The sequence below is a fragment of the Citrobacter sp. Cc139 genome, assembly GCF_030334645.1.
GTDB classification, from domain to species: Bacteria; Pseudomonadota; Gammaproteobacteria; order Enterobacterales; family Enterobacteriaceae; genus Citrobacter; species Citrobacter werkmanii.
Genome location: NZ_JAOWDM010000084.1, coordinates 44,536 through 64,796 on the forward strand (window position 1 = coordinate 44,536; position 20,261 = coordinate 64,796).

General features: G+C 53.7%; 20 protein-coding genes and 1 pseudogene. 13 read left to right on the forward strand and 8 right to left on the reverse strand.

What is annotated here, in order from left to right:
- The first annotated feature begins 51 nt into the window (after positions 1–51).
- From fdnG to fdhE, 4 genes are read left to right on the forward strand one after another with little or no spacing between them, the layout of a single operon-like run.
- Positions 52–3,102 (forward strand): formate dehydrogenase-N subunit alpha, encoded by a 3,051-nt coding sequence (gene fdnG, locus OGV69_RS15275; protein WP_137350704.1) that lies wholly within the window; start codon positions 52–54, stop codon positions 3,100–3,102.
- Positions 3,103–3,114: 12 nt separating this feature from the next.
- Positions 3,115–4,017 carry a formate dehydrogenase O subunit beta gene (gene fdoH, locus OGV69_RS15280; RefSeq protein WP_042313505.1) on the forward strand — a complete coding sequence of 301 codons (903 nt, stop codon included), beginning with the start codon at positions 3,115–3,117 and terminating at the stop codon, positions 4,015–4,017.
- Entirely contained in the window at positions 4,014–4,649 is a 636-nt protein-coding gene (gene fdoI / locus OGV69_RS15285) for a formate dehydrogenase cytochrome b556 subunit (RefSeq protein WP_038635897.1), read from the forward strand. Before fdoH ends, fdoI begins: the two co-directional genes overlap by 4 nt.
- A complete protein-coding gene (fdhE, locus tag OGV69_RS15290; protein ID WP_006686145.1) occupies positions 4,646–5,575 on the forward strand; it encodes a formate dehydrogenase accessory protein FdhE in 930 nt (309 codons plus the stop codon). The genes fdoI and fdhE overlap by 4 nt, the downstream gene beginning before the upstream one ends.
- 36 nt (positions 5,576–5,611) lie before the next feature.
- Here fdhE and OGV69_RS15295 read toward each other — a convergent pair whose 3' ends face one another.
- Together OGV69_RS15295 and OGV69_RS15300 are read right to left on the reverse strand one after the other, a co-directional pair.
- A complete protein-coding gene (locus tag OGV69_RS15295) occupies positions 5,612–5,986 on the reverse strand; it encodes a type II toxin-antitoxin system VapC family toxin (protein ID WP_069324885.1) in 375 nt (124 codons plus the stop codon).
- On the reverse strand, positions 5,986–6,228 hold the full coding sequence (locus OGV69_RS15300; protein ID WP_176722618.1) for a ribbon-helix-helix domain-containing protein: 243 nt from the start codon (positions 6,226–6,228) through the stop codon (positions 5,986–5,988). The genes OGV69_RS15295 and OGV69_RS15300 overlap by 1 nt, the downstream gene beginning before the upstream one ends.
- 203 nt (positions 6,229–6,431) lie before the next feature.
- Between OGV69_RS15300 and OGV69_RS15305 the strand changes: the two genes are divergently transcribed.
- The 3 genes and pseudogenes from OGV69_RS15305 to OGV69_RS15315 all read left to right on the forward strand — a co-directional run bounded on the left by OGV69_RS15305 (position 6,432) and on the right by OGV69_RS15315 (position 7,927).
- Positions 6,432–7,340, forward strand: coding sequence for an alpha/beta hydrolase (locus OGV69_RS15305; RefSeq protein WP_069324887.1), 909 nt, complete (start codon positions 6,432–6,434; stop codon positions 7,338–7,340).
- 64 nt (positions 7,341–7,404) lie between these two features.
- The gene (locus OGV69_RS15310; RefSeq protein ID WP_069324888.1) at positions 7,405–7,647 is read left to right on the forward strand and encodes a type II toxin-antitoxin system ParD family antitoxin; all 243 of its coding nucleotides are present in this window, start codon (positions 7,405–7,407) and stop codon (positions 7,645–7,647) included.
- A pseudogene (locus OGV69_RS15315) lies at positions 7,640–7,927 on the forward strand (type II toxin-antitoxin system RelE/ParE family toxin). Before OGV69_RS15310 ends, OGV69_RS15315 begins: the two are co-directional and overlap by 8 nt.
- 5 nt (positions 7,928–7,932) lie before the next feature.
- On the opposite strand, the gene fabY reads toward OGV69_RS15315, so the two are convergent.
- From fabY to OGV69_RS15345, 6 genes are all read right to left on the reverse strand, one after another.
- Complete coding sequence (fabY, locus tag OGV69_RS15320) at positions 7,933–8,874, reverse strand: fatty acid biosynthesis protein FabY (protein WP_032940213.1); 942 nt, start codon at positions 8,872–8,874, stop codon at positions 7,933–7,935.
- A gap of 44 nt (positions 8,875–8,918) precedes the next feature.
- Positions 8,919–9,356, reverse strand: a complete 438-nt coding sequence (dtd, locus tag OGV69_RS15325; RefSeq protein ID WP_003825289.1) for a D-aminoacyl-tRNA deacylase — start codon at positions 9,354–9,356, stop codon at positions 8,919–8,921.
- A complete protein-coding gene (locus tag OGV69_RS15330; protein WP_069324889.1) occupies positions 9,353–10,225 on the reverse strand; it encodes a virulence factor BrkB family protein in 873 nt (290 codons plus the stop codon). Before OGV69_RS15330 ends, dtd begins: the two co-directional genes overlap by 4 nt.
- Positions 10,219–10,818, reverse strand: coding sequence for a glucose-1-phosphatase (gene yihX, locus OGV69_RS15335; RefSeq protein ID WP_069324890.1), 600 nt, complete (start codon positions 10,816–10,818; stop codon positions 10,219–10,221). The genes OGV69_RS15330 and yihX overlap by 7 nt, the downstream gene beginning before the upstream one ends.
- A 105-nt stretch (positions 10,819–10,923) precedes the next feature.
- Positions 10,924–11,727 (reverse strand): DeoR/GlpR family DNA-binding transcription regulator, encoded by an 804-nt coding sequence (locus OGV69_RS15340; RefSeq protein ID WP_038635877.1) that lies wholly within the window; start codon positions 11,725–11,727, stop codon positions 10,924–10,926.
- A 33-nt stretch (positions 11,728–11,760) separates the two neighbouring features.
- On the reverse strand, positions 11,761–12,657 hold the full coding sequence (locus tag OGV69_RS15345; RefSeq protein WP_069324891.1) for a sugar kinase: 897 nt from the start codon (positions 12,655–12,657) through the stop codon (positions 11,761–11,763).
- Positions 12,658–12,823: 166 nt separating this feature from the next.
- Between OGV69_RS15345 and yihU the strand changes: the two genes are divergently transcribed.
- From yihU to OGV69_RS15375, 6 genes are read left to right on the forward strand one after another with little or no spacing between them, the layout of a single operon-like run.
- A complete protein-coding gene (gene yihU / locus OGV69_RS15350; protein ID WP_069324892.1) occupies positions 12,824–13,720 on the forward strand; it encodes a sulfolactaldehyde 3-reductase in 897 nt (298 codons plus the stop codon).
- Between the two features lie 10 nt (positions 13,721–13,730).
- Positions 13,731–14,606: a sulfofructosephosphate aldolase gene (gene yihT, locus OGV69_RS15355; protein WP_038635868.1), complete on the forward strand. Its 876-nt coding sequence runs from the start codon at positions 13,731–13,733 to the stop codon at positions 14,604–14,606.
- Between the two features lie 14 nt (positions 14,607–14,620).
- A complete protein-coding gene (gene yihS, locus OGV69_RS15360; protein WP_069324893.1) occupies positions 14,621–15,862 on the forward strand; it encodes a sulfoquinovose isomerase in 1,242 nt (413 codons plus the stop codon).
- An 18-nt stretch (positions 15,863–15,880) separates the two neighbouring features.
- The gene (locus OGV69_RS15365) at positions 15,881–16,723 is read left to right on the forward strand and encodes an aldose-1-epimerase (RefSeq protein WP_069324894.1); all 843 of its coding nucleotides are present in this window, start codon (positions 15,881–15,883) and stop codon (positions 16,721–16,723) included.
- Positions 16,724–16,771: 48 nt separating this feature from the next.
- Entirely contained in the window at positions 16,772–18,808 is a 2,037-nt protein-coding gene (locus tag OGV69_RS15370; protein ID WP_069324895.1) for an alpha-glucosidase, read from the forward strand.
- A gap of 45 nt (positions 18,809–18,853) precedes the next feature.
- Positions 18,854–20,236 (forward strand): MFS transporter, encoded by a 1,383-nt coding sequence (locus OGV69_RS15375; RefSeq protein WP_069324896.1) that lies wholly within the window; start codon positions 18,854–18,856, stop codon positions 20,234–20,236.
- Positions 20,237–20,261: the final 25 nt, after the last annotated feature.

The following is a 20,261-nucleotide window of genomic DNA, read 5'->3' on the forward strand; positions in this document are numbered from 1 at the left end:
CATGGCAGAAATGCGAAGGGAATGTGACAATGTCGAAACAAGGAGCAAACCATGCAGGTCAGCAGAAGGCAGTTCTTTAAGATCTGCGCTGGCGGTATGGCAGGCACCACGGCTGCGGCACTGGGCTTTGCACCCGGTGTAGCGCTAGCGGAAACACGGCAATATAAACTGCTGCGCACCCGCGAAACCCGTAACACCTGCACCTACTGTTCCGTTGGCTGTGGGCTGTTAATGTACAGCCTCGGTGACGGAGCAAAAAACGCCAAAGCATCCATCTTCCATATTGAAGGGGACCCGGATCACCCGGTGAACCGCGGCGCGCTGTGCCCGAAAGGCGCAGGTCTTGTGGACTTCATCCACTCTGAAAGCCGTTTGAAATTCCCGGAATACCGCGCACCAGGCTCAGATAAGTGGCAGCAAATTAGCTGGGATGAGGCATTCGACCGCATCGCTAAGCTGATGAAAGAAGACCGCGACGCTAACTACGTTGCACAAAACGCCGAAGGCGTAACCGTTAACCGCTGGCTTTCCACCGGGATGCTGTGTGCATCCGCTTCCAGTAACGAAACCGGCTATTTGACGCAAAAATTCTCCCGCGCGCTGGGTATGCTCGCGGTCGACAACCAGGCGCGTGTCTGACACGGACCAACGGTAGCAAGTCTTGCTCCAACATTTGGTCGCGGTGCGATGACCAACCACTGGGTCGACATTAAAAACGCCAACCTCGTTGTGGTGATGGGCGGTAACGCCGCTGAAGCTCACCCGGTCGGGTTCCGCTGGGCGATGGAAGCGAAAATTCACAACGGCGCCAAGCTGATTGTCATTGATCCTCGCTTTACGCGCACCGCAGCGGTGGCTGATTTCTATGCCCCCATTCGTTCCGGTACTGACATTGCCTTCCTGTCAGGCGTCATGCTGTACCTGCTGAATAACGAAAAATTCAACCGCGAATATACCGAGGCCTATACCAACGCCAGCCTGATCGTGCGTGAGGATTATGGCTTCGAAGATGGCCTGTTTACCGGCTACGACGCGGACAAACGCAAGTATGACAAAACCAGTTGGAACTATGAGCTGGATGAAAACGGCTTCGCCAAACGCGATGTGACTCTGCAACATCCGCGCTGTGTATGGAACCTGCTCAAACAGCACGTCTCCCGCTATACGCCGGAGGTCGTAGAGAATATCTGCGGTACGCCGAAGGCCGATTTCCTGAAGGTCTGTGAATACATCGCAGAAACCAGCGCCAAAGACAAAACCGCATCGTTCCTGTACGCGCTGGGCTGGACGCAACACTCCGTGGGTGCGCAAAACATCCGTACGATGGCGATGATCCAGTTGCTCCTCGGCAACATGGGCATGGCCGGCGGCGGCGTTAACGCCCTGCGTGGTCACTCCAACATTCAGGGACTGACCGACCTTGGTCTGCTGTCACAGAGTCTGCCGGGTTATCTGACGCTGCCAAGCGAAAAACAGACCGACCTGCAAACCTACCTTGCCGCCAACACGCCAAAACCGCTGCTGGAAGGCCAGGTAAACTATTGGGGCAATTACCCGAAATTCTTCGTTTCGATGATGAAAGCCTTCTTTGGCGATAAAGCGACAGCGGAAAACAGCTGGGGCTTCGACTGGCTGCCGAAGTGGGATAAAGGGTACGACGTCCTGCAGTACTTCGAGATGATGAACCAGGGCAAAGTGAATGGCTATATCTGCCAGGGCTTTAACCCGGTCGCCTCATTCCCGAACAAAAACAAGGTCGTGGCTTCACTGTCCAAACTGAAGTATCTGATCACTATCGACCCGCTCAACACCGAAACCTCCACCTTCTGGCAGAACCATGGTGAGTCGAACGATGTTGATCCGTCGAAAATCCAGACCGAAGTATTCCGTCTGCCGTCCACCTGCTTTGCCGAAGAGAACGGTTCGATCGTCAACTCTGGTCGCTGGCTGCAGTGGCACTGGAAAGGCGCGGATGCCCCAGGGATTGCCGCAACCGATGGCGAAATCCTCGCCGGTATCTTCCTGCGTCTGCGCAAGATGTATGCCGAACAAGGTGGCGCGAACCCGGAACAGGTGCTGAGCATGACCTGGAACTACTCTACACCGCATGAACCGGCTTCGGAAGAAGTGGCGATGGAGAGCAACGGGAAAGCGCTGGCTGATATTATCGACCCGGCAACCGGCGCGGTAATCGTCAAGAAAGGCCAACAGCTCAGCTCGTTCGCCCAACTGCGCGATGACGGCACGACCTCCAGCGGCTGCTGGATTTTTGCCGGTAGCTGGACGCCGGAAGGTAATATGATGGCGCGACGCGATAACGCCGACCCGTCGGGCCTTGGCAATACGCTGGGTTGGGCCTGGGCATGGCCGCTTAACCGCCGCATTCTTTATAACCGTGCTTCCGCAGACCCGCAGGGGAATCCGTGGGATCCAAAACGTCAGATCCTGAAATGGGATGGCGCGAAATGGAGCGGGATGGATATTCCAGACTATAGCGCCGCCGCACCGGGTACTGACGTCGGGCCGTTCATCATGCAGCCGGAAGGGATGGGACGCCTGTTTGCTATTGATAAGATGGCGGAAGGACCGTTCCCGGAACACTACGAGCCGTTTGAAACGCCGCTCGGCACTAACCCGCTGCACCCGAACGTTATCTCTAACCCTGCCGCGCGTATCTTTAAAGGTGACGCGGAAGCGCTGGGTAAAGCGGATAAGTTCCCGTATGTCGGTACAACCTATCGTCTGACCGAGCACTTCCACTACTGGACCAAGCATGCGTTGCTGAACGCCATCGCCCAGCCGGAGCAGTTTGTGGAAATTGGCGAGAAGCTGGCGAATAAGCTCGGCATCTCCCATGGCGATACCGTTAAAGTTTCCTCTAACCGCGGCTACATCAAGGCCAAAGCAGTGGTGACCAAACGTATTCGTACGCTACAGGCCAACGGTAAGGATATCGATACCATCGGTATTCCGATTCACTGGGGCTACGAAGGTGTGGCGAAAAAAGGCTTTATCGCTAACACGTTAACGCCATTCGTCGGTGATGCGAACACGCAGACGCCGGAATTTAAGTCCTTCCTCGTGAACGTGGAAAAGGTGTAACGGAGACGACCTATGGCTTATCAATCGCAAGACATCATTCGTCGATCCGCCACTAACGGTTTCACCCCCGCGCCTCAGGCGCGGGATCACCAGGAAGAGGTGGCGAAACTTATCGACGTCACGACCTGTATCGGCTGTAAAGCCTGTCAGGTTGCGTGTTCCGAGTGGAACGACATCCGTGATGAAGTGGGCAACAACGTTGGGGTGTACGATAACCCGGCTGATTTGACCGCCAAATCCTGGACGGTGATGCGCTTCTCGGAAGTGGAACAGAACGACAAACTTGAGTGGCTGATCCGCAAGGATGGCTGTATGCACTGCGCCGATCCAGGCTGCCTGAAGGCATGCCCGGCTGAAGGCGCAATCATTCAGTATGCCAACGGCATCGTCGACTTCCAGTCCGAGCAGTGCATCGGCTGCGGCTACTGCATTGCTGGCTGTCCGTTCGATGTGCCGCGCCTCAACCCGGAAGACAACCGCGTCTACAAATGTACGCTGTGCGTCGACCGTGTGGTGGTCGGGCAAGAACCGGCCTGCGTGAAAACTTGCCCAACCGGGGCGATTCATTTCGGCACCAAAGAGTCGATGAAAACGCTGGCCGGTGAGCGCGTGGCGGAACTGAAAACGCGTGGTTACGATAACGCGGGTCTGTACGATCCGGCAGGCGTTGGCGGTACGCACGTAATGTACGTATTGCACCATGCCGACAAGCCGAATCTGTACCACGGTCTGCCGGAGAACCCGGAAATCAGCGCCACCGTGAAGTTCTGGAAAGGCATCTGGAAACCGTTGGCAGCGGTCGGCTTCGCAGCGACGTTTGCGGCCAGTATCTTCCACTACGTCGGTGTGGGTCCAAACCGTGCGGAAGAGGAAGAAGACAATCTGCATGAAGAGAAAGACGAGGTGCGCAAATGAAACGACGTGACACCATCGTGCGCTACACGGCGCCGGAACGCATCAACCACTGGGTAACCGCCTTCTGCTTTATTCTGGCGGCAGTGAGCGGGATGGGTTTTCTCTTCCCGTCTTTTAACTGGCTGATGCACATCATGGGCACGCCGCAACTGGCGCGAATTGTGCACCCGTTTGTCGGCGTGATCATGTTTGCCTCGTTTATCATCATGTTTTTCCGTTACTGGCACCACAATCTAATCAATCGGGATGATATCTTTTGGGCGAAGAATATTCGTAAGATTGTCGTCAACGAGGAAGTAGGTGACACGGGACGTTATAACTTCGGCCAGAAATGCGTATTCTGGGCGGCGATTATCTTCCTGGTGCTGTTACTGGTGAGCGGAGTGATCATCTGGCGTCCGTATTTTGCGCCTGCTTTCTCAATCCCGGTGATCCGATTCGCGTTAATGCTGCATTCATTTGCCGCAGTAGCGTTAATTGTGGTTATCATGGTGCACATTTACGCCGCCCTTTGGGTGAAAGGCACCATTACCGCGATGGTGGAGGGATGGGTTACTAAATCGTGGGCGAAGAAACATCATCCACGCTGGTACCGTGAAGTCCGCCAGAAACAGGAAAAATCATCTGAATGAGTATTCGCATAATCCCGCAAGATGAGCTGGGTTCGAGCGAGAAACGCACGGCGGATATGATTCCGCCGTTATTGTTCCCCAGACTCAAAAATTTGTATAACCGCCGTGCTGAACGTCTGCGCGAGCTGGCCGAAAACAACCCGCTGGGCGATTATCTGCGCTTTGCCGCGCTGATCGCCCACGCACAAGAAGTGGTGCTGTACGATCATCCGCTGCAGATGGATCTGACCGCTCGTATCAAAGAAGCGAACGATCAGGGCAAGCCGCCGCTGGATATCCACGTCCTGCCACGCGACAAACATTGGCAAAAACTGCTGCAATCGCTAATTGCTGAGCTGAAGCCGGAGATGAGCGGCCCTGCACTGGCCGTAATTGAGAATCTGGAAAAAGCCTCTGAGCAGGAACTGGAGCTGATGGCCAGCGCGCTGTTTGCCTCAGATTTTGCCTCCGTCAGCAGCGACAAAGCCCCGTTTATTTGGGCTGCGCTGTCGCTCTACTGGGCACAGATGGCAAGCCTGATCCCCGGCAAAGCGCGCGCTGAGTACGGCGAACAACGCCAGTTCTGTCCGGTATGCGGTTCGATGCCGGTCTCCAGCGTGGTGCAAATCGGCACAACGCAGGGACTACGTTATTTGCACTGCAACCTGTGCGAAACCGAATGGCACGTGGTGCGCGTGAAGTGCAGCAACTGCGAACAGAGCCGCGATTTGAACTACTGGTCGCTGGATAACGAGCAGGCGGCAATTAAAGCGGAAAGCTGCGGCGACTGCGGGACTTACCTGAAGATTCTCTACCAGGAAAAAGACCCGAAAGTCGAGGCCGTGGCCGACGACCTCGCGTCACTGATGCTGGACGCCCACATGGAGCAAGAAGGCTTTGCCCGCAGCTCCATCAACCCGTTCTTATTCCCGGGTGAAGGGGAGTAAAACCCCAGTACTGCCGGGCGACGCTGGTCGCCCGGACTATAACGTATACGGTGTGACCACACCGGATATGCGTGCAAAATCTTTGGTATTACGCGTAACCAGTGTCAGATGATGAATCTGCGCAGTAGCCAGGATAATGGCATCCGGCAATTTCATCCCGTATTCTTGCCTGATATTCACGCTTCGCTCAGCAATATCCTTTGAAACACCAATAATGTTAAAAGCGCCTAGCGCAATGCGAGTACGGGCCTCCTGATGGTATTTTTTTGCGCCTACCATCACCTCCATCCAGGTAATGAGACTGATTGCGTTCTGTGGCGGCCATGTTTCTATCGCCAGTTTTGCTTCACTTCGCCCGCTAAACAGGTCGATGAGGATATTGGTATCAAAAAGCGCAGACCCTTTGACCATTACCATTCCTCACGAAGTTTACGTTGGTATTCAACGCCATCTTCCTCACAGCCTTGCCAGAGCCCCAATGCTTTCGAAATTGTGGTTTCAGCCCGCTCCTGTCTTTCCAGATACTGCTCAACGGCCTCCCGCAAGAGTTCTGCACGAGGTAGGTTGCGTTGCACCTTGAGATCATCAAGTCGTTTAATCACGTCGTCTGATAAATCGAGTAAAATTCTGCCCATATCCATCCCAGCCATCATACTCATATATACCTCCAGTATATCATTGATGATTAATTTCCATACAACATACACCTGAAAAAAGCGGGAAAACAGCGTTCACAAGAACGATTTTTGCTTTTGCGAGCCGCTTTCCAGAATCGTACTCAGCCCACTTTTCCCATTTCCATTCGTACCAAACCAGGCTATAACACTGTATATCCATACAGAGAAAGGGAATAAAAATGACACTGGAAAGCGGGATTGCGCAGTTAGTGGAGGAATTTATCGCGGTGGGGCGCCCCTCTTCTCGTAAGCAGAATATTGATGACCGGAGAGCAGGCTACATCGCCAGTACGATGCTGGCAGGGGAAACAGAAACCCGCGTCCAGGTTGAAGATATTGAACTCGATGCCATGACGTTTCGCGTGGTTTCGCCACGGGACACCATGGGAAAGCTACCCTGTGTTATCTATTATCACGGCGGCTGCTTTGTCAGCGGTGGTTTTGCTACTCACGATAACCAGCTAAGGCAGTTAGCTTTTTACAGCGGCTGTCGCGTAATTGCGGTGCAGTACCGCCTTGCGCCAGAGCACACCTTCCCGGCAGCCCATAACGATGCCGAAGCCGGAGCCAATACTATCTGGAAATATGCCCATAAACTGGGGATAGACCGCGCGAACATTACGCTTGCCGGTGACAGCGCGGGCGGGCATCTGGCGCTTGTCACCGCGCTACGCCTGAAAGCCGCCCGTCAATGGCAACCTGCACAGCTGATGCTGATCTATCCCATGCTGGACGCCACCGCCAGATTTGAGAGCTACGCCCGTAACGGGCAGGATTACATTATCACGCGTGACACGCTGCTTTCAGGCTACGAGATGTATATGCCGCAAACCGATCCACTGCATCCTGAAGCCAGTCCGCTCTGGCGTGAAGACTTCACCGGTCTGCCACCCACGCACATCATTACTGCCGAATTCGACCCACTGCGCGATGAAGGCGAGGCCCTGTATCAACGGTTCCAGGAACAGGGTGTGGAATGCACTTGCCAGCGCTATCTCGGTGTCATTCATGGCTTTTTCCAGCTCGGAGGCGTGAGCCAGGCGGCACGAAGCGCCATGCGGGATATGGCCTGGCGGCTTGGTCAGTAAGTTTGTTCATATTTTCGTCCACGGGTGCTATCTTGTGTGAATAGATAACACAGAGGACAAACCTATGCCCAGAACTACCAGCATTACAATTGGCGAGCATCTCGATCGTTTTGTTAACGAAATGATTGAAAGTGGGCGCTATGGTTCCACCAGCGAAGTTGTCCGTTCGGCATTACGTTTACTGGAGGAACAAGAATTGCGAAATAGCGCATTACGCGACGCGCTGGAGGATGGGATACACAGCGGCACAAGCGACCTGACTCTACAGGAGGTCGCGCAAAGGAAAAAGCGCAGTCTGAATGTATAAACTCTCTAATCAGGCAGTCGAAGACTTTGAATCTATCTATGAATACACCTGGAGAAAATTCGGTTATTAACAGGCAGATAAATACACTACTGAGATGGAACAGCTTTTTTTACTGTTAGAGAAAAACGCTTTGATGGGGCGCAACCGTTCTGAGATTAAGGAAGGTACCCGTCAATACAATCATCGACAACATGCGATTTTTTATCAAAATGCGGATTATGGCATTCTCATAATCCGCATTTTACATCAGCAAATGAACCCAATATTACATTTCAGCTAGAGGAGCTACTCTTCCTCATTCCCGCCCTCTTCATACGCGCCAAACGGTTTCGCGGGTAGGACAATATACGTGCCTTCAAACACGACGCCTGGCGAGTCATCGCCAAATACCTCGACCTGCATCTTCACACGCGCCTTACGCCCTCTCGCCAGACGGTCGAGATCGCCACTCAGCGAGCCCAGGTCGGCGATGGCGGTAGGTTTCCCGGTGATCGGCCTGCTGTAGCGGATATGTGCATCAGCAAGGATAATGGTTCCCCCCAGATGACGTTCACGCAGCATCAGCCAGATCAGCCCCCACCCCGTTAACGTGGCCAGAGAAAACAGGCTCCCGGCAAACAGAGTATGGTGCGGATTCTGATTCCCCGTCTCGGGCATCGTCGTAATAAATTTCTGCCCGGTATACTGTTGAATACGCACGCCCATTTTCTCACTCAAGGGAATATGTTCGTACCAGGCTTGCTGTAACTGTCCGCACCAGTCGCCGCGATGGAGAATATCGTCCAGTGTAGCGATGGGCTTAATCATCAAAAAGTGGCGCACCGGCGTGGTTTGCGGTGTGGTGATCTCTCCCTGGCTCACAAACCCCAGTTTGGCGAAAAATTCGACCGCATCTTCACGGGCGCTACAGGTTACGCGCTTTACCCCTTCCTGACGCGCTACAGATTCCAGGGTCATCGCCATCAGCGTACCCAGTCCTTTCTCCTGCACGGAAGGGTCAACGGCCATAAAGCGTATAGAGGCTTCGTTATCCGCATTGATATACAGACGTCCTACCGCGACCAGATTCCCCTCTTCGTCCACCACCATCTGGTGATGCGCCATTGCGTCCCAGGCATCCCGTTCGGAGCCTTTTGGCTGGTGCAACGGTTTACGCAGCATCTCCCAGCGAAACTGGTAGTAACGCTCCAACTCTTCTTCTGTTTGCGGTACTCGAAGGTGATACATAGCTGTACTCTCTCTTGTTGCCCGCGGCCACACCGGTAGCTGGTTCATACTTGTAACCAGAACGTCACGGGGCCATCATTAACCAGCGAAACCTGCATATCCGCAGCGAATCGACCGGTTTGCGTATTCATTTCCTGTTGGCGGCAACGCTCAACAAAGTACTCATACAGCGCTTCTGCCCGATCGGGCGCGGCGCCTTTTGAAAAACCCGGGCGCATACCGCGCTCAGTATCTGCCGCCAACGTAAATTGCGAGACCACCAGCACGCTGCCGCCTGACTGCTGCACATTCAGGTTCATTTTGCCTTCGGCATCGCTAAAGATTCGATAGCCGAGTACGCGTTCGCACAGGCGGTTCGCTTTTTGTTCGTCATCATCCCTTTCGACACCTAACAGGACCAAAAGTCCTGGGCCAATTTCACCCGTCACCTCGCCCTCCACGGTGACGCTGGCACGGGTTACGCGCTGAATTAATGCAATCATGGTTGCTCTGCTTCTTCTTGTTCTGCGGCTTGTTTAAGTTTGCGGTATTCCCCGAGAGTGACAGTTATTTCCGCGCCTAGCAAGACGATACACCACGTCCAGTACACCCAGACAAATAAAATGGGGATCACCGCAAGAACACCGTAAATGAGCTGATAAGACGGGAACATCGTGATATAGAGCGCAAATCCTTTCTTTCCGGCCTCGAACAATACGGCGGCTACAAAGGCGCCAATAACCGCATCCCTGTTAGGTACGCGCGTGGTCGGTACGATGCTATAAAGCAGCCAGAATGAAAGCCAGGAAAGCACCAGCGGGAAAATACGCAGAATGTTATCAATCACCGTGTTGAGATCGCTGGCCCAGCGCAATGACAACAGATAAGAGCTGATCGCCAGGCTGGCCCCCGCCAGTAGAGGTCCCAGCGTTAAAATCATCCAGTAAACGGCAAAAGAGTAAACTTTGGGCCGAGTGCGCTTACTACGCCAGATAGTATTCAGCGCATTATCAATGGAATACATCAGTAATAACGCCGTCACAATCAGCCCACATGCCCCGACGGCGGTCATTTTGCTCGAGTTGGCGACAAACTGTTCGATATAACGTTGGATGACGTCTCCCGTCGCCGGGATAAAGTTCGCAAAAATAAAATGGCGTAACTGAATACTGACGTCGGAAAACATCGGAAATGCGGCGAAAAGCGCAAAAACGACGGCAATAAGCGGTACTAATGAAAGCAATGAAACGTAGGCAAGATTTCCTGCCAACGTCGTCATATTGTCCTCATCAATGCGCTGCCATAGCAGCTTCAGCCAGGCGCGTACGGGCCGCGTATGATGCCTGGCTTGTTGCTGAACATTTTTTAGCATAACAACTTCGCGAAATAGTCTGGAATGGTCGCTTTATCGATGACCTGGATACTGGTAATACCTAACCGGTTTGCCCCTTCAATATTATCGGCGTTATCGTCAAAAAAGACCGTATCGTGCGCAGAAAAACCTTCAGCCTGCAGGACATGCTGGTAAATCCGCGCTTCCGGTTTACGCATGCCCAGATCCTGGGAAAGATAAATATGGTCAGCAGCCTGACGGATCTCGGGGTATTCATCCGGCCAAAACGTTGTGTGCAGACGGTTGGTATTCGACAAGACGACTACCCGATGCCCCTGCTCACGCAGTTTGTGCATGATATCGATAACCTCTGGGCGTAACGCGACAAAAACCGCCTGCCAGCCGTGGGAAAATTGCTCGTAGCTTAGCGGCAGCGCCATCTCGTGGCATAGTGCCTCAGCAAACGCTTCATCGGTTATTTCACCTCGCTCATGCTGGTGAAAAGCCTCGCCCATACTGAAACTTTGCTTTAGCGAAGCTAGCGGTACACGGCTCAGATCGCTCCATGTGCCTAACACGCGATTGAAGTCGATATCGACAATCACATTACCCAAATCAAAGATATAGAGCATGCCCTTCTCCTTATTCGCCGTGGATGAATAACTGTAGCGGGAAAGGAGAAGTTTGACTATGCGCGAATGATGGCTGCGAATTTATCGAGCCATCATTGGAGAGAATTACCCGACCTGAGCATCATCCTGTGACGGACTCACCTGCACAATTTCCACCTGCTGAGACTGGAGTAAATTATGCAATGCGGGACCAGGGTATTCATCGGTAAACAACGCGGTCACCTGAGACACATTGCCAATCTCTACCGCGGCAGAAGCCGTGTATTTCGTATGATCCGCAGCCAGCAGAATATGCCTTGAATGGGCCATCATCGTTTTCACGACGCTGGCCTCGTTGACATCAAACTCCAGCAGCGCACCATCGCTTTCGATCGCCCCCACGCTGGTTACCAGGTAATCAGCGCGAAAATCAGCGACAAATGCCGTGGCGGAAGGACCGATAATGCCACTGTTATGCGGGCGTAACGTTCCACCTGGCACCATAACTTCAAAACGTGGATTGTTATACAGAATGTGCGCCACCCGCAGGCTGTTGGTGATAATGCGCAAATGATTATGGTTTAACAGCGCCCGCGCCACCTGCTCAACGGTGGTGCCAATAGTAATAAACACCGTTGACCCATCAGGAATGTAGTCGGCCACCGCTTCGGCGATGGCCTTTTTCTCTTCCGTCCACGAGACTTCACGCTGCTCGAACGCCGTATTCACCACGCTGGAGGCTCTGCCCGCGCCACCATGATGACGCGTAATTAATCCCTGCTCGCTGAGTTTACGAATATCTCGACGCACGGTCTGCGTGGACACATCCAGCAGGCTGGCCAGCTCATCAATATTCATATAACCGCGCTCGCTAATCAGCATCAGTAGCTGATCGTGTCGCGGATTACCGGTCAGTTCGGTAAGACTCATGAAATTTCCTCGAAAAAACATTGCCCTGGCATTTTATACAAAAAGTGACAGAAAAGATCGGGTTTGATCACAGTCAGGGATTCCGGCTCGTCCTCCCGGGCGCGTGCATTTAAGCGCCGCAACACCACTGGCGAACCTGACAGCGTCTTCCGGAGTATTTCCGTTGGCCAGACTGAATGCGAGCGCACCGTGAAAAACATCTCCGGCCCCGGTGGTGTCAACAACGTCAACGGTAAAACCTGATTGATGCTGCAAAGTATTATTTTCTATCCAGTCGCAACCGTCACTGCCCCTTGTCACATAGACATGTCCATTTGTGAGCGTTTTTGCTTTTTTCAGTCCTACCAGTGGATCGTTTATCCCGGTCATACGCGCCAGACCTGGTTCAGAGAACGCAGCATGATCGCTTAACGTCACCAGCTCACGGATATCCTGCGGCGTTACATCGCCATCCAATACCGTCATGACTCCCGCCCGGCGTGCCAGTGTGAACGCCTGTTTAGTCCCCTCGTGCCAGCGAACATCCGCCAACACCACATCCCACTGGGAAAAATCGATCTCATTGAGCCAGTCAGCGTCATGCAGTAAATCTGGGCTGGGATAGTTAACGATAATTCGTTCCCCTTGTGCATCAACCAGAATTGCCGATTGGGAGGATTGCGCCCCCACGTAGCGTCGGGTGTAGCGGGTATTCACCCCCAGGGATTCCAGCTCCGCCAGCAGGCTATTTCCGGTGTCATCGTCGCCCACACGGCCAATAAAATCCACCTGCGCCCCCAGTTTCGCTGCAGCCACAGCGGCCGTTGCCGCAGGCCCGCCGCCCACTTCCGTATAACGCTTCGCCACATATTTCCCCCCTTCAGTCGGTAACCCCTCTACGTAATAGATGCGATCCATTACGGCAATCCCTACACAAGCAATACGAATCATGGTCATTCCTTAGGCGTTTCAAGATGGGATCATTTTAATTTCACAAAATGTTTAAAAAGTGACGGCTGTCAATTTTTTGACCATAAATTACAAATACGATCAAAAACAGACAAAAACAAACGACCTTAAATGACAAAAAATGACATCCACGTCTCAGGAGAACGTTATGGCAGTTATAGCATTTATCGGATTAGGTCAGATGGGTTCCCCCATGGCGAGCAACTTGCTGAAGCTGGGCCATCAACTCAGCGTCTTTGACGTTAACCCGGATGCCGTTCAGCGCCTGGTGGAAAAAGGTGCACAGCCTGCCAGCAGCCCGGCTCAGGCAGCAAAAGGGGCGGAATTTGTCATCACTATGCTCCCCAACGGCGATCTGGTGCGCAGCGTACTGTTCGGCGAACAGGGCATCTGCGAAAGCCTCTCCCCGCAGGCGTTGGTGATTGATATGTCCACCATTCACCCGCTGCAAACCGACAAACTGATTACCGATATGCATGCCAAAGGCTTTGACATGATGGATTGCCCGGTTGGACGCACCTCCGATCACGCCATCGCGGGAACGCTGCTGCTGCTGGCGGGCGGAACGCCAGAACAGGTGGAACGCGCCACACCGGTGCTGATGGCGATGGGGAATGAGCTGATCACCGCAGGGGGGCCCGGCATGGGGATCCGCGTGAAGCTCATCAACAATTACATGAGTATCGCGCTGAACGCCCTCTCAGCCGAAGCAGCCGTGTTGTGCGAAGCGCTCGGTCTCTCCTTCGATGTGGCTCTGAAGGTAATGAGCGGCACCCCTGCCGGAAAAGGCCATTTCACTACCTCCTGGCCGAACAAAGTGCTCAAAGGCGATCTTTCTCCCGCCTTCATGATCGATTTAGCTCACAAAGATCTTGGCATCGCGCTGGATGTCGCAAACCTTCTGCATGTGCCGATGCCGCTCGGCGCCGCCTCCCGCGAAGTCTATAACCAGGCACGCGCCGCTGGCCGTGGCCGGGAAGACTGGACCGCAATTCTTGAACAGGTTCGCGCATCCGCCGGGCTAAATAAACACACAGATAAGTAAGGACTGAACAATGACGAAGTACACCCTGAAAGATATCACCCGCGCTTCCGGCGGTTTTGCCATGCTGGCGGTCGATCAGCGCGAAGCCATGCGCTTAATGTTTGCCGCAGCGGGTGCAAAATCCCCGATCAATGACAGCGTGCTGACCGATTTCAAAGTCAATGCGGCGAAGATCCTTTCTCCCTATGCATCCGCCATTCTGGTCGATCAGCAGTTCTGCTACCGCCAGGTCGTAGAGCAAAACGCGGTTGCCAAAAGCTGCGCCATGATTGTTGCCGCTGATGACTTTATTCCGGGTAATGGCATTCCGGTCGATAGCGTGGTGATTGATAAAAAAATTAATCCACAGGCCGTGAAGCAAGATGGCGCCAAGGCTCTCAAACTGCTGGTGCTGTGGCGTAGTGATGAAGATGCCCAGCAGCGTCTGGATATGGTCAAAGAATTCAATGAGCTATGCCATTCCAATGGTCTGCTGAGCATCATTGAGCCGGTTGTTCGTCCACCGCGTCGTGGCGATAAGTTCGATCGCGAACAGGCCATTATCGATGCCGCGAAAGAGCTGGGCGATAGCGGTGCCGATCTCTACAAGGTCGAGATGCCGCTGTACGGCAAAGGGACCCAACAGGAATTGCTCAGCGCCTCTCAGCGTCTGCATGAAAACATCAACATGCCGTGGGTCATCCTCTCCTCTGGTGTGGATGAAAAACTGTTCCCACGCGCGGTCAGTGTGGCGATGACCGCTGGCGCATCCGGCTTCCTGGCCGGGCGTGCTGTCTGGTCATCAGTTATTGGCCTGCCGGACACCGAACTGATGCTGCGCGACGTTTCCGCACCTAAGTTGCAGCGTCTGGGCGATATCGTCGACGAAATGATGGCCCGCCGTTAATCGAGGATCAAAACATGAAATGGTTTAACACCTTAAGCCACAATCGCTGGCTGGAGCAGGAAACTGACCGCATCTTTAACTTTGGTAAAAATGCTGCTGTTCCTACCGGTTTTGGTTGGCTGGGAAATAGTGGTCAGGTCAGAGCGGATATGGGAACACATCTGTGGATCACCGCCCGCATGCTGCACGTTTACTCCGTTGCCGCATCCATGGGTCGCCCCGGCGCATATCAGCTAGTCGATCACGGAATTAAAGCGCTGAATGGCGCGCTACGCGACACACGTTACGGAGGCTGGTACGCCTGCGTAAATGACGAAGGCGTGATGGATGCCTCCAAACAGGGCTATCAGCATTTCTTCGTCTTGCTTGGTGCAGCCAGCGCGGTCACTACCGGGCATCCACAGGCCAGACAATTGCTGGATGACGCTATCGAAGTGATTGAGAAGTACTTCTGGAGCGAAGATGAGCAGATGTGTCTGGAGTCCTGGGACGAAGCCTTCAGCCAGACGGAAGATTACCGCGGCGGCAACGCCAACATGCACGCGGTTGAAGCCTTCCTGATCGTTTATGACGTTACCCATGACCGCAAATGGCTTGATCGCGCGCTACGTATCGCATCGGTAATTATTCACGACGTGGCTCGCAGCGGGGAGTATCGCGTCAACGAACACTTCGATTCACAGTGGAACCCAATCCGCGATTACAACAAAGATAATCCAGCGCATCGTTTCCGCGCCTACGGCGGCACGCCGGGCCACTGGATCGAATGGGGCCGCCTGATGTTGCATCTGCATGCCGCGCTGGAGGCCCGCTTTGAAACGCCTCCCACCTGGTTGCTGGAAGATGCTAAGGGTCTGTTCCACGCCACTATCCGCGATGCCTGGGCGCCGGACGGCGCAGACGGCTTTGTCTACTCGGTGGACTGGGACGGAAAACCCATCGTGCGTGAAAGAGTGCGTTGGCCGATAGTCGAGGCCATGGGCACCGCTTACGCCCTCTACACCCTCACTGGCGACAGCCAGTACGAAGCCTGGTATCAGAAGTGGTGGGATTACTGCATCACGTATCTGATGGACTACGAGACCGGTTCATGGTGGCAGGAGCTGGATACCGATAACAAGGTAACTACCAAAGTCTGGGACGGTAAGCAGGATATTTACCATCTGCTGCACTGCCTCGTGATCCCACGTTTGCCGCTGGCTCCGGGTCTTGCTCCGGCGGTGGCAGCCGGTCTGCTGGATATCAACGCCAAATAAGTCACGAGGTGAGCAGTCATGCATAGCGGTGGAAAAACCCTTCATCTTCAGGCTGGCCATTACCAGGCGAAAATCGTCACGGTTGGCGCTGGGTTAGCAGAATTGACGCACCGTGGGCGTCACGTCGTTATTCCACATAAGCCGGAAGAGATGCCGCTGGCGCATTTGGGAAAAGTGTTAATTCCCTGGCCAAACCGCGTTGCAGACGGCTGCTATCAACATAACGGCAAGACCTATCAGCTTGCCGTTAACGACCCTGTTTCGCATACCGCCATTCATGGATTACTGGCCTGGCGCGACTGGCAGATTAACCAACTGTCGAACACGGAAGTGTCGCTGACGATTTTTCTACCGCCTTCTTATGGTTATCCCTTCGCGCTGTATTCAGAGGTGATTTACCGGCTGGATGCTCCCCGCGGACTGCACGTCTTAATTCGTACCCAGAATGTGGGCGATGAAACTGCACCGTATGGCGCGGGAGCACATCCCTACCTGACCTGCAATTTGCAACCCATCGATAGCTGCGAATTAACGCTCCCGATGAGTGCAGAAATGTGTGATGAACGCAATTTCACAACGCCGCGCTTAATCGCGCAAACCACTCTCGATCATACATTCAGGAGCTTGCAGCCTGAGGCTGAGTGGGAAGTCAGACTGACCTGCCCAACACAAAAGATATCCACATACCTGCGCAGCCACCAGCCCTGGCTGCAGGTGTATACCGGCGAAAAATTAGCACGCCGCGGCCTGGCGGTAGAACCGATGACCTGCCCGCCCGACGCCTTTAACTCCGGGATTAGCCTGATTCATCTCGCGCCCGGAGAAACGCATCAAATGCATTTTTTAATCGGCAGTGAATAACAGATTTCCGACAAATTACCGAAATACCCTATTTTTACGGAGACGAAAATGAATTCGCTACAACAACGGTCCACCGCATTAGAACTGACGACGTTACAAAATGGATTTACACTGACGTACCACCAGCGCCCGATCTTACGTCACAGCGCAGAGACCCCTTGCCTGTGGATTGGCGCTGGCGTTGCCGACATTGATATGTTCCGCGGTAACTTCAGCATTAAAGACAAGCTCAATGAGAAGATTGCCCTGACCGACGCCACGGTAAGCGAGTCTCCTGAAGGCTGGCGGGTAGATTTCAGCCGCGGTAATACTATCAACGCCACGCTGCACATCTCTACCGATGAACAGGGTCGTTTGAAGCTCGACCTTCATAACGAGGAACGCAGCCATAACCGTATCTGGCTGCGTCTGGCCGCTAACCCAGACGACCATATTTACGGCTGCGGCGAACAGTTCTCTTATTTCGATTTGCGCGGTAAGCCATTCCCACTGTGGACCAGCGAACAGGGCGTGGGCCGCAACAAAAAAAGCTATGTCACCTGGCAGGCCGACTGCAAAGAAAATGCTGGCGGTGACTACTACTGGACCTTCTTCCCACAACCCACCTTTGTCAGTACGCAGAAGTATTATTGCCACGTTGATAACAGCTGCTATATGAATTTCGACTTCAGCGCGCCGGAGTATCACGAACTGGCGTTGTGGGAGGATAAAACCAGCCTGCGCTTTGAGTGCGCTGACACGTACATCTCCCTGCTGGAGAAATTAACCGCACTGTTAGGCCGCCAGCCGGAGCTGCCGGACTGGATTTACGACGGCGTCACGCTGGGCATTCAGGGCGGGACTGAGATTTGCCAGAACAAACTGGACACCATGCGTAACGCTGGCGTGAAAGTTAACGGCATCTGGGCACAGGACTGGTCCGGGATCCGCATGACCTCCTTTGGTAAACGCGTGATGTGGAACTGGAAATGGAACAGCGACAACTACCCGCAACTGGACAGTCGTATTAAGCAGTGGAAAGAAGAAGGCGTGCAGTTCCTCTCCTATATCAACCCGTACGTCGCCAGCGACAAAGATCTCTGCGCTGAAGCAGCCAAACACGGTTATCTGGCGAAAGATGCTTCTGGCGATGACTATCTGGTTGAGTTCGGCGAGTTTTATGGCGGCGTAGTCGATCTGACCAACCCCGAAGCTTACGGCTGGTTCAAAGAAGTGATCAAAAAGAACATGATCGCGCTGGGCTGCGGCGGCTGGATGGCCGACTTTGGCGAATACCTGCCAACCGACACTTACCTGCACAACGGCGTCAGCGCCGAAATTATGCATAACGCGTGGCCCGCACTGTGGGCGAAATGTAACTACGAAGCGCTACAGGAGACCGGCAAGCTCGGCGAGATCCTGTTCTTTATGCGTGCGGGCTACACCGGCAGCCAGAAATACTCCACCATGATGTGGGCGGGCGATCAGAACGTTGACTGGAGCCTCGACGATGGTCTGGCCTCGGTCGTTCCTGCCGCGCTGTCGCTGGCGATGACCGGCCACGGTCTGCACCACAGCGATATCGGTGGTTACACCACGTTGTTTGACATGAAACGCAGCAAAGAGCTGTTGCTACGCTGGTGTGATTTCAGCGCCTTCACCCCGATGATGCGCACCCATGAAGGTAACCGCCCGGGCGATAACTGGCAGTTTGATGGCGATGTAGAAACCATTGCCCACTTTGCCCGCATGACCACCGTCTTCACCACCCTGAAGCCGTATCTCAAACAGGCCGTCGCGCAAAACAGCGCCACCGGTCTGCCGGTGATGCGCCCGCTGTTCCTGCATTACGAAGACGATGCGCGTACTTACACCCTGAAGTATCAGTACCTGCTGGGACAAGATTTGCTGGTAGCGCCAGTTCACGAACAGGGACGCAGCGACTGGACGCTGTATCTGCCAGAGGATAGCTGGATCAACGTCTGGACCGGGGAAACTTACCAGGGGGGTGAAATTACCGTGGATGCGCCTATTGGCCAGCCTCCGGTGTTTTATCGCGCGAAGAGTGAATGGGCATCACTGTTTGCCACTTTACGCAACATCTAACACGGCTCGCCCGCGGGGCAACTCGCGGGCACATGGAGAATAATAATGAGTCAGACTTCCTCTAATCCGGCAACCCTACGCTTGCCGTTCAAAGAAAAACTCGCCTATGGGATGGGTGATTTAGGCTCCAATATCCTGCTGGACATTGGTACGCTCTATTTACTCAAGTTTTATACTGATGTCCTTGGTTTACCGGGAACTTATGGCGGTATCATTTTCCTTATCGCCAAGTTTTTTACCGCGTTTACCGATATGGGCACCGGGATTATGCTCGATTCGCGCCGCAAAATCGGCCCGAAAGGAAAATTCCGTCCATTCGTCCTTTATGCCGCATTTCCGGTTACCTTGCTGGCGATTGCCAACTTTGTCGGTACACCGTTTGAAGTCACCGGTAAAACGGTCATGGCAACGGTGCTGTTTATGCTGTACGGGCTGTTCTTCAGCATGATGAACTGCTCTTACGGCGCGATGGTGCCTGCAATCACGAAAAACCCGGACGAACGCGCGTCGCTGGCCGCCTGGCGACAAGGAGGCGCAACTCTCGGGCTGCTGCTGTGCACCGTCGGCTTTGTACCGGTAATGAACCTGATCGAAGGCAATTCACAGCTGGCTTATATTTTCGCAGCCACGTTGTTTTCGCTGTTTGGCCTGTTATTCATGTGGTTGTGCTATGCCGGTGTAAAAGAACGCTACGTGGAAGTGAAACCCGTGGATGCCGCGCAAAAACCGGGATTGCTGCAATCCTTCCGCGCCATCGCCGGTAACCGCCCGCTATTTATTCTGTGCATTGCCAACCTTTGCACGCTGGGCGCATTCAACGTCAAGCTGGCGATTCAGGTCTATTACACCCAGTACGTACTGAACGATCCGATCCTCCTTTCCTGGATGGGTTTTTTCAGCATGGGCTGTATCTTCATTGGCGTCTTCCTGATGCCTGGGATGGTCAGACGTTTTGGTAAGAAGAAGGTTTATATTGGCGGATTGCTGATTTGGGTCGCGGGCGATCTGCTTAACTACTTCCTTGGCGGTGGCTCAGTCAGCTTTGTCGCCTTCTCTTGTCTGGCGTTCTTCGGCTCAGCCTTCGTTAATAGTCTGAACTGGGCGCTGGTCTCCGATACGGTGGAATATGGCGAATGGCGTACCGGCGTACGCTCTGAAGGCACGGTATACACTGGCTTCACCTTCTTCCGTAAAGTTTCACAGGCGCTGGCAGGCTTCTTCCCTGGCTGGATGCTGACGCAAATCGGCTACGTCCCCAACGTGATGCAATCTGCGAGCACGGTCGAAGGTTTGCGGCAGCTTATCTTTATTTATCCGTGTGCCCTGGCAGTTATCACCATCGTGGCAATGGGCTGTTTCTACAATCTCAACGAAAAGATGTATGTCCGCATCGTTGAAGAGATAGAAGCACGTAAACAACCCGTTTGATAATAATGAATAGCGCTCTACGGGG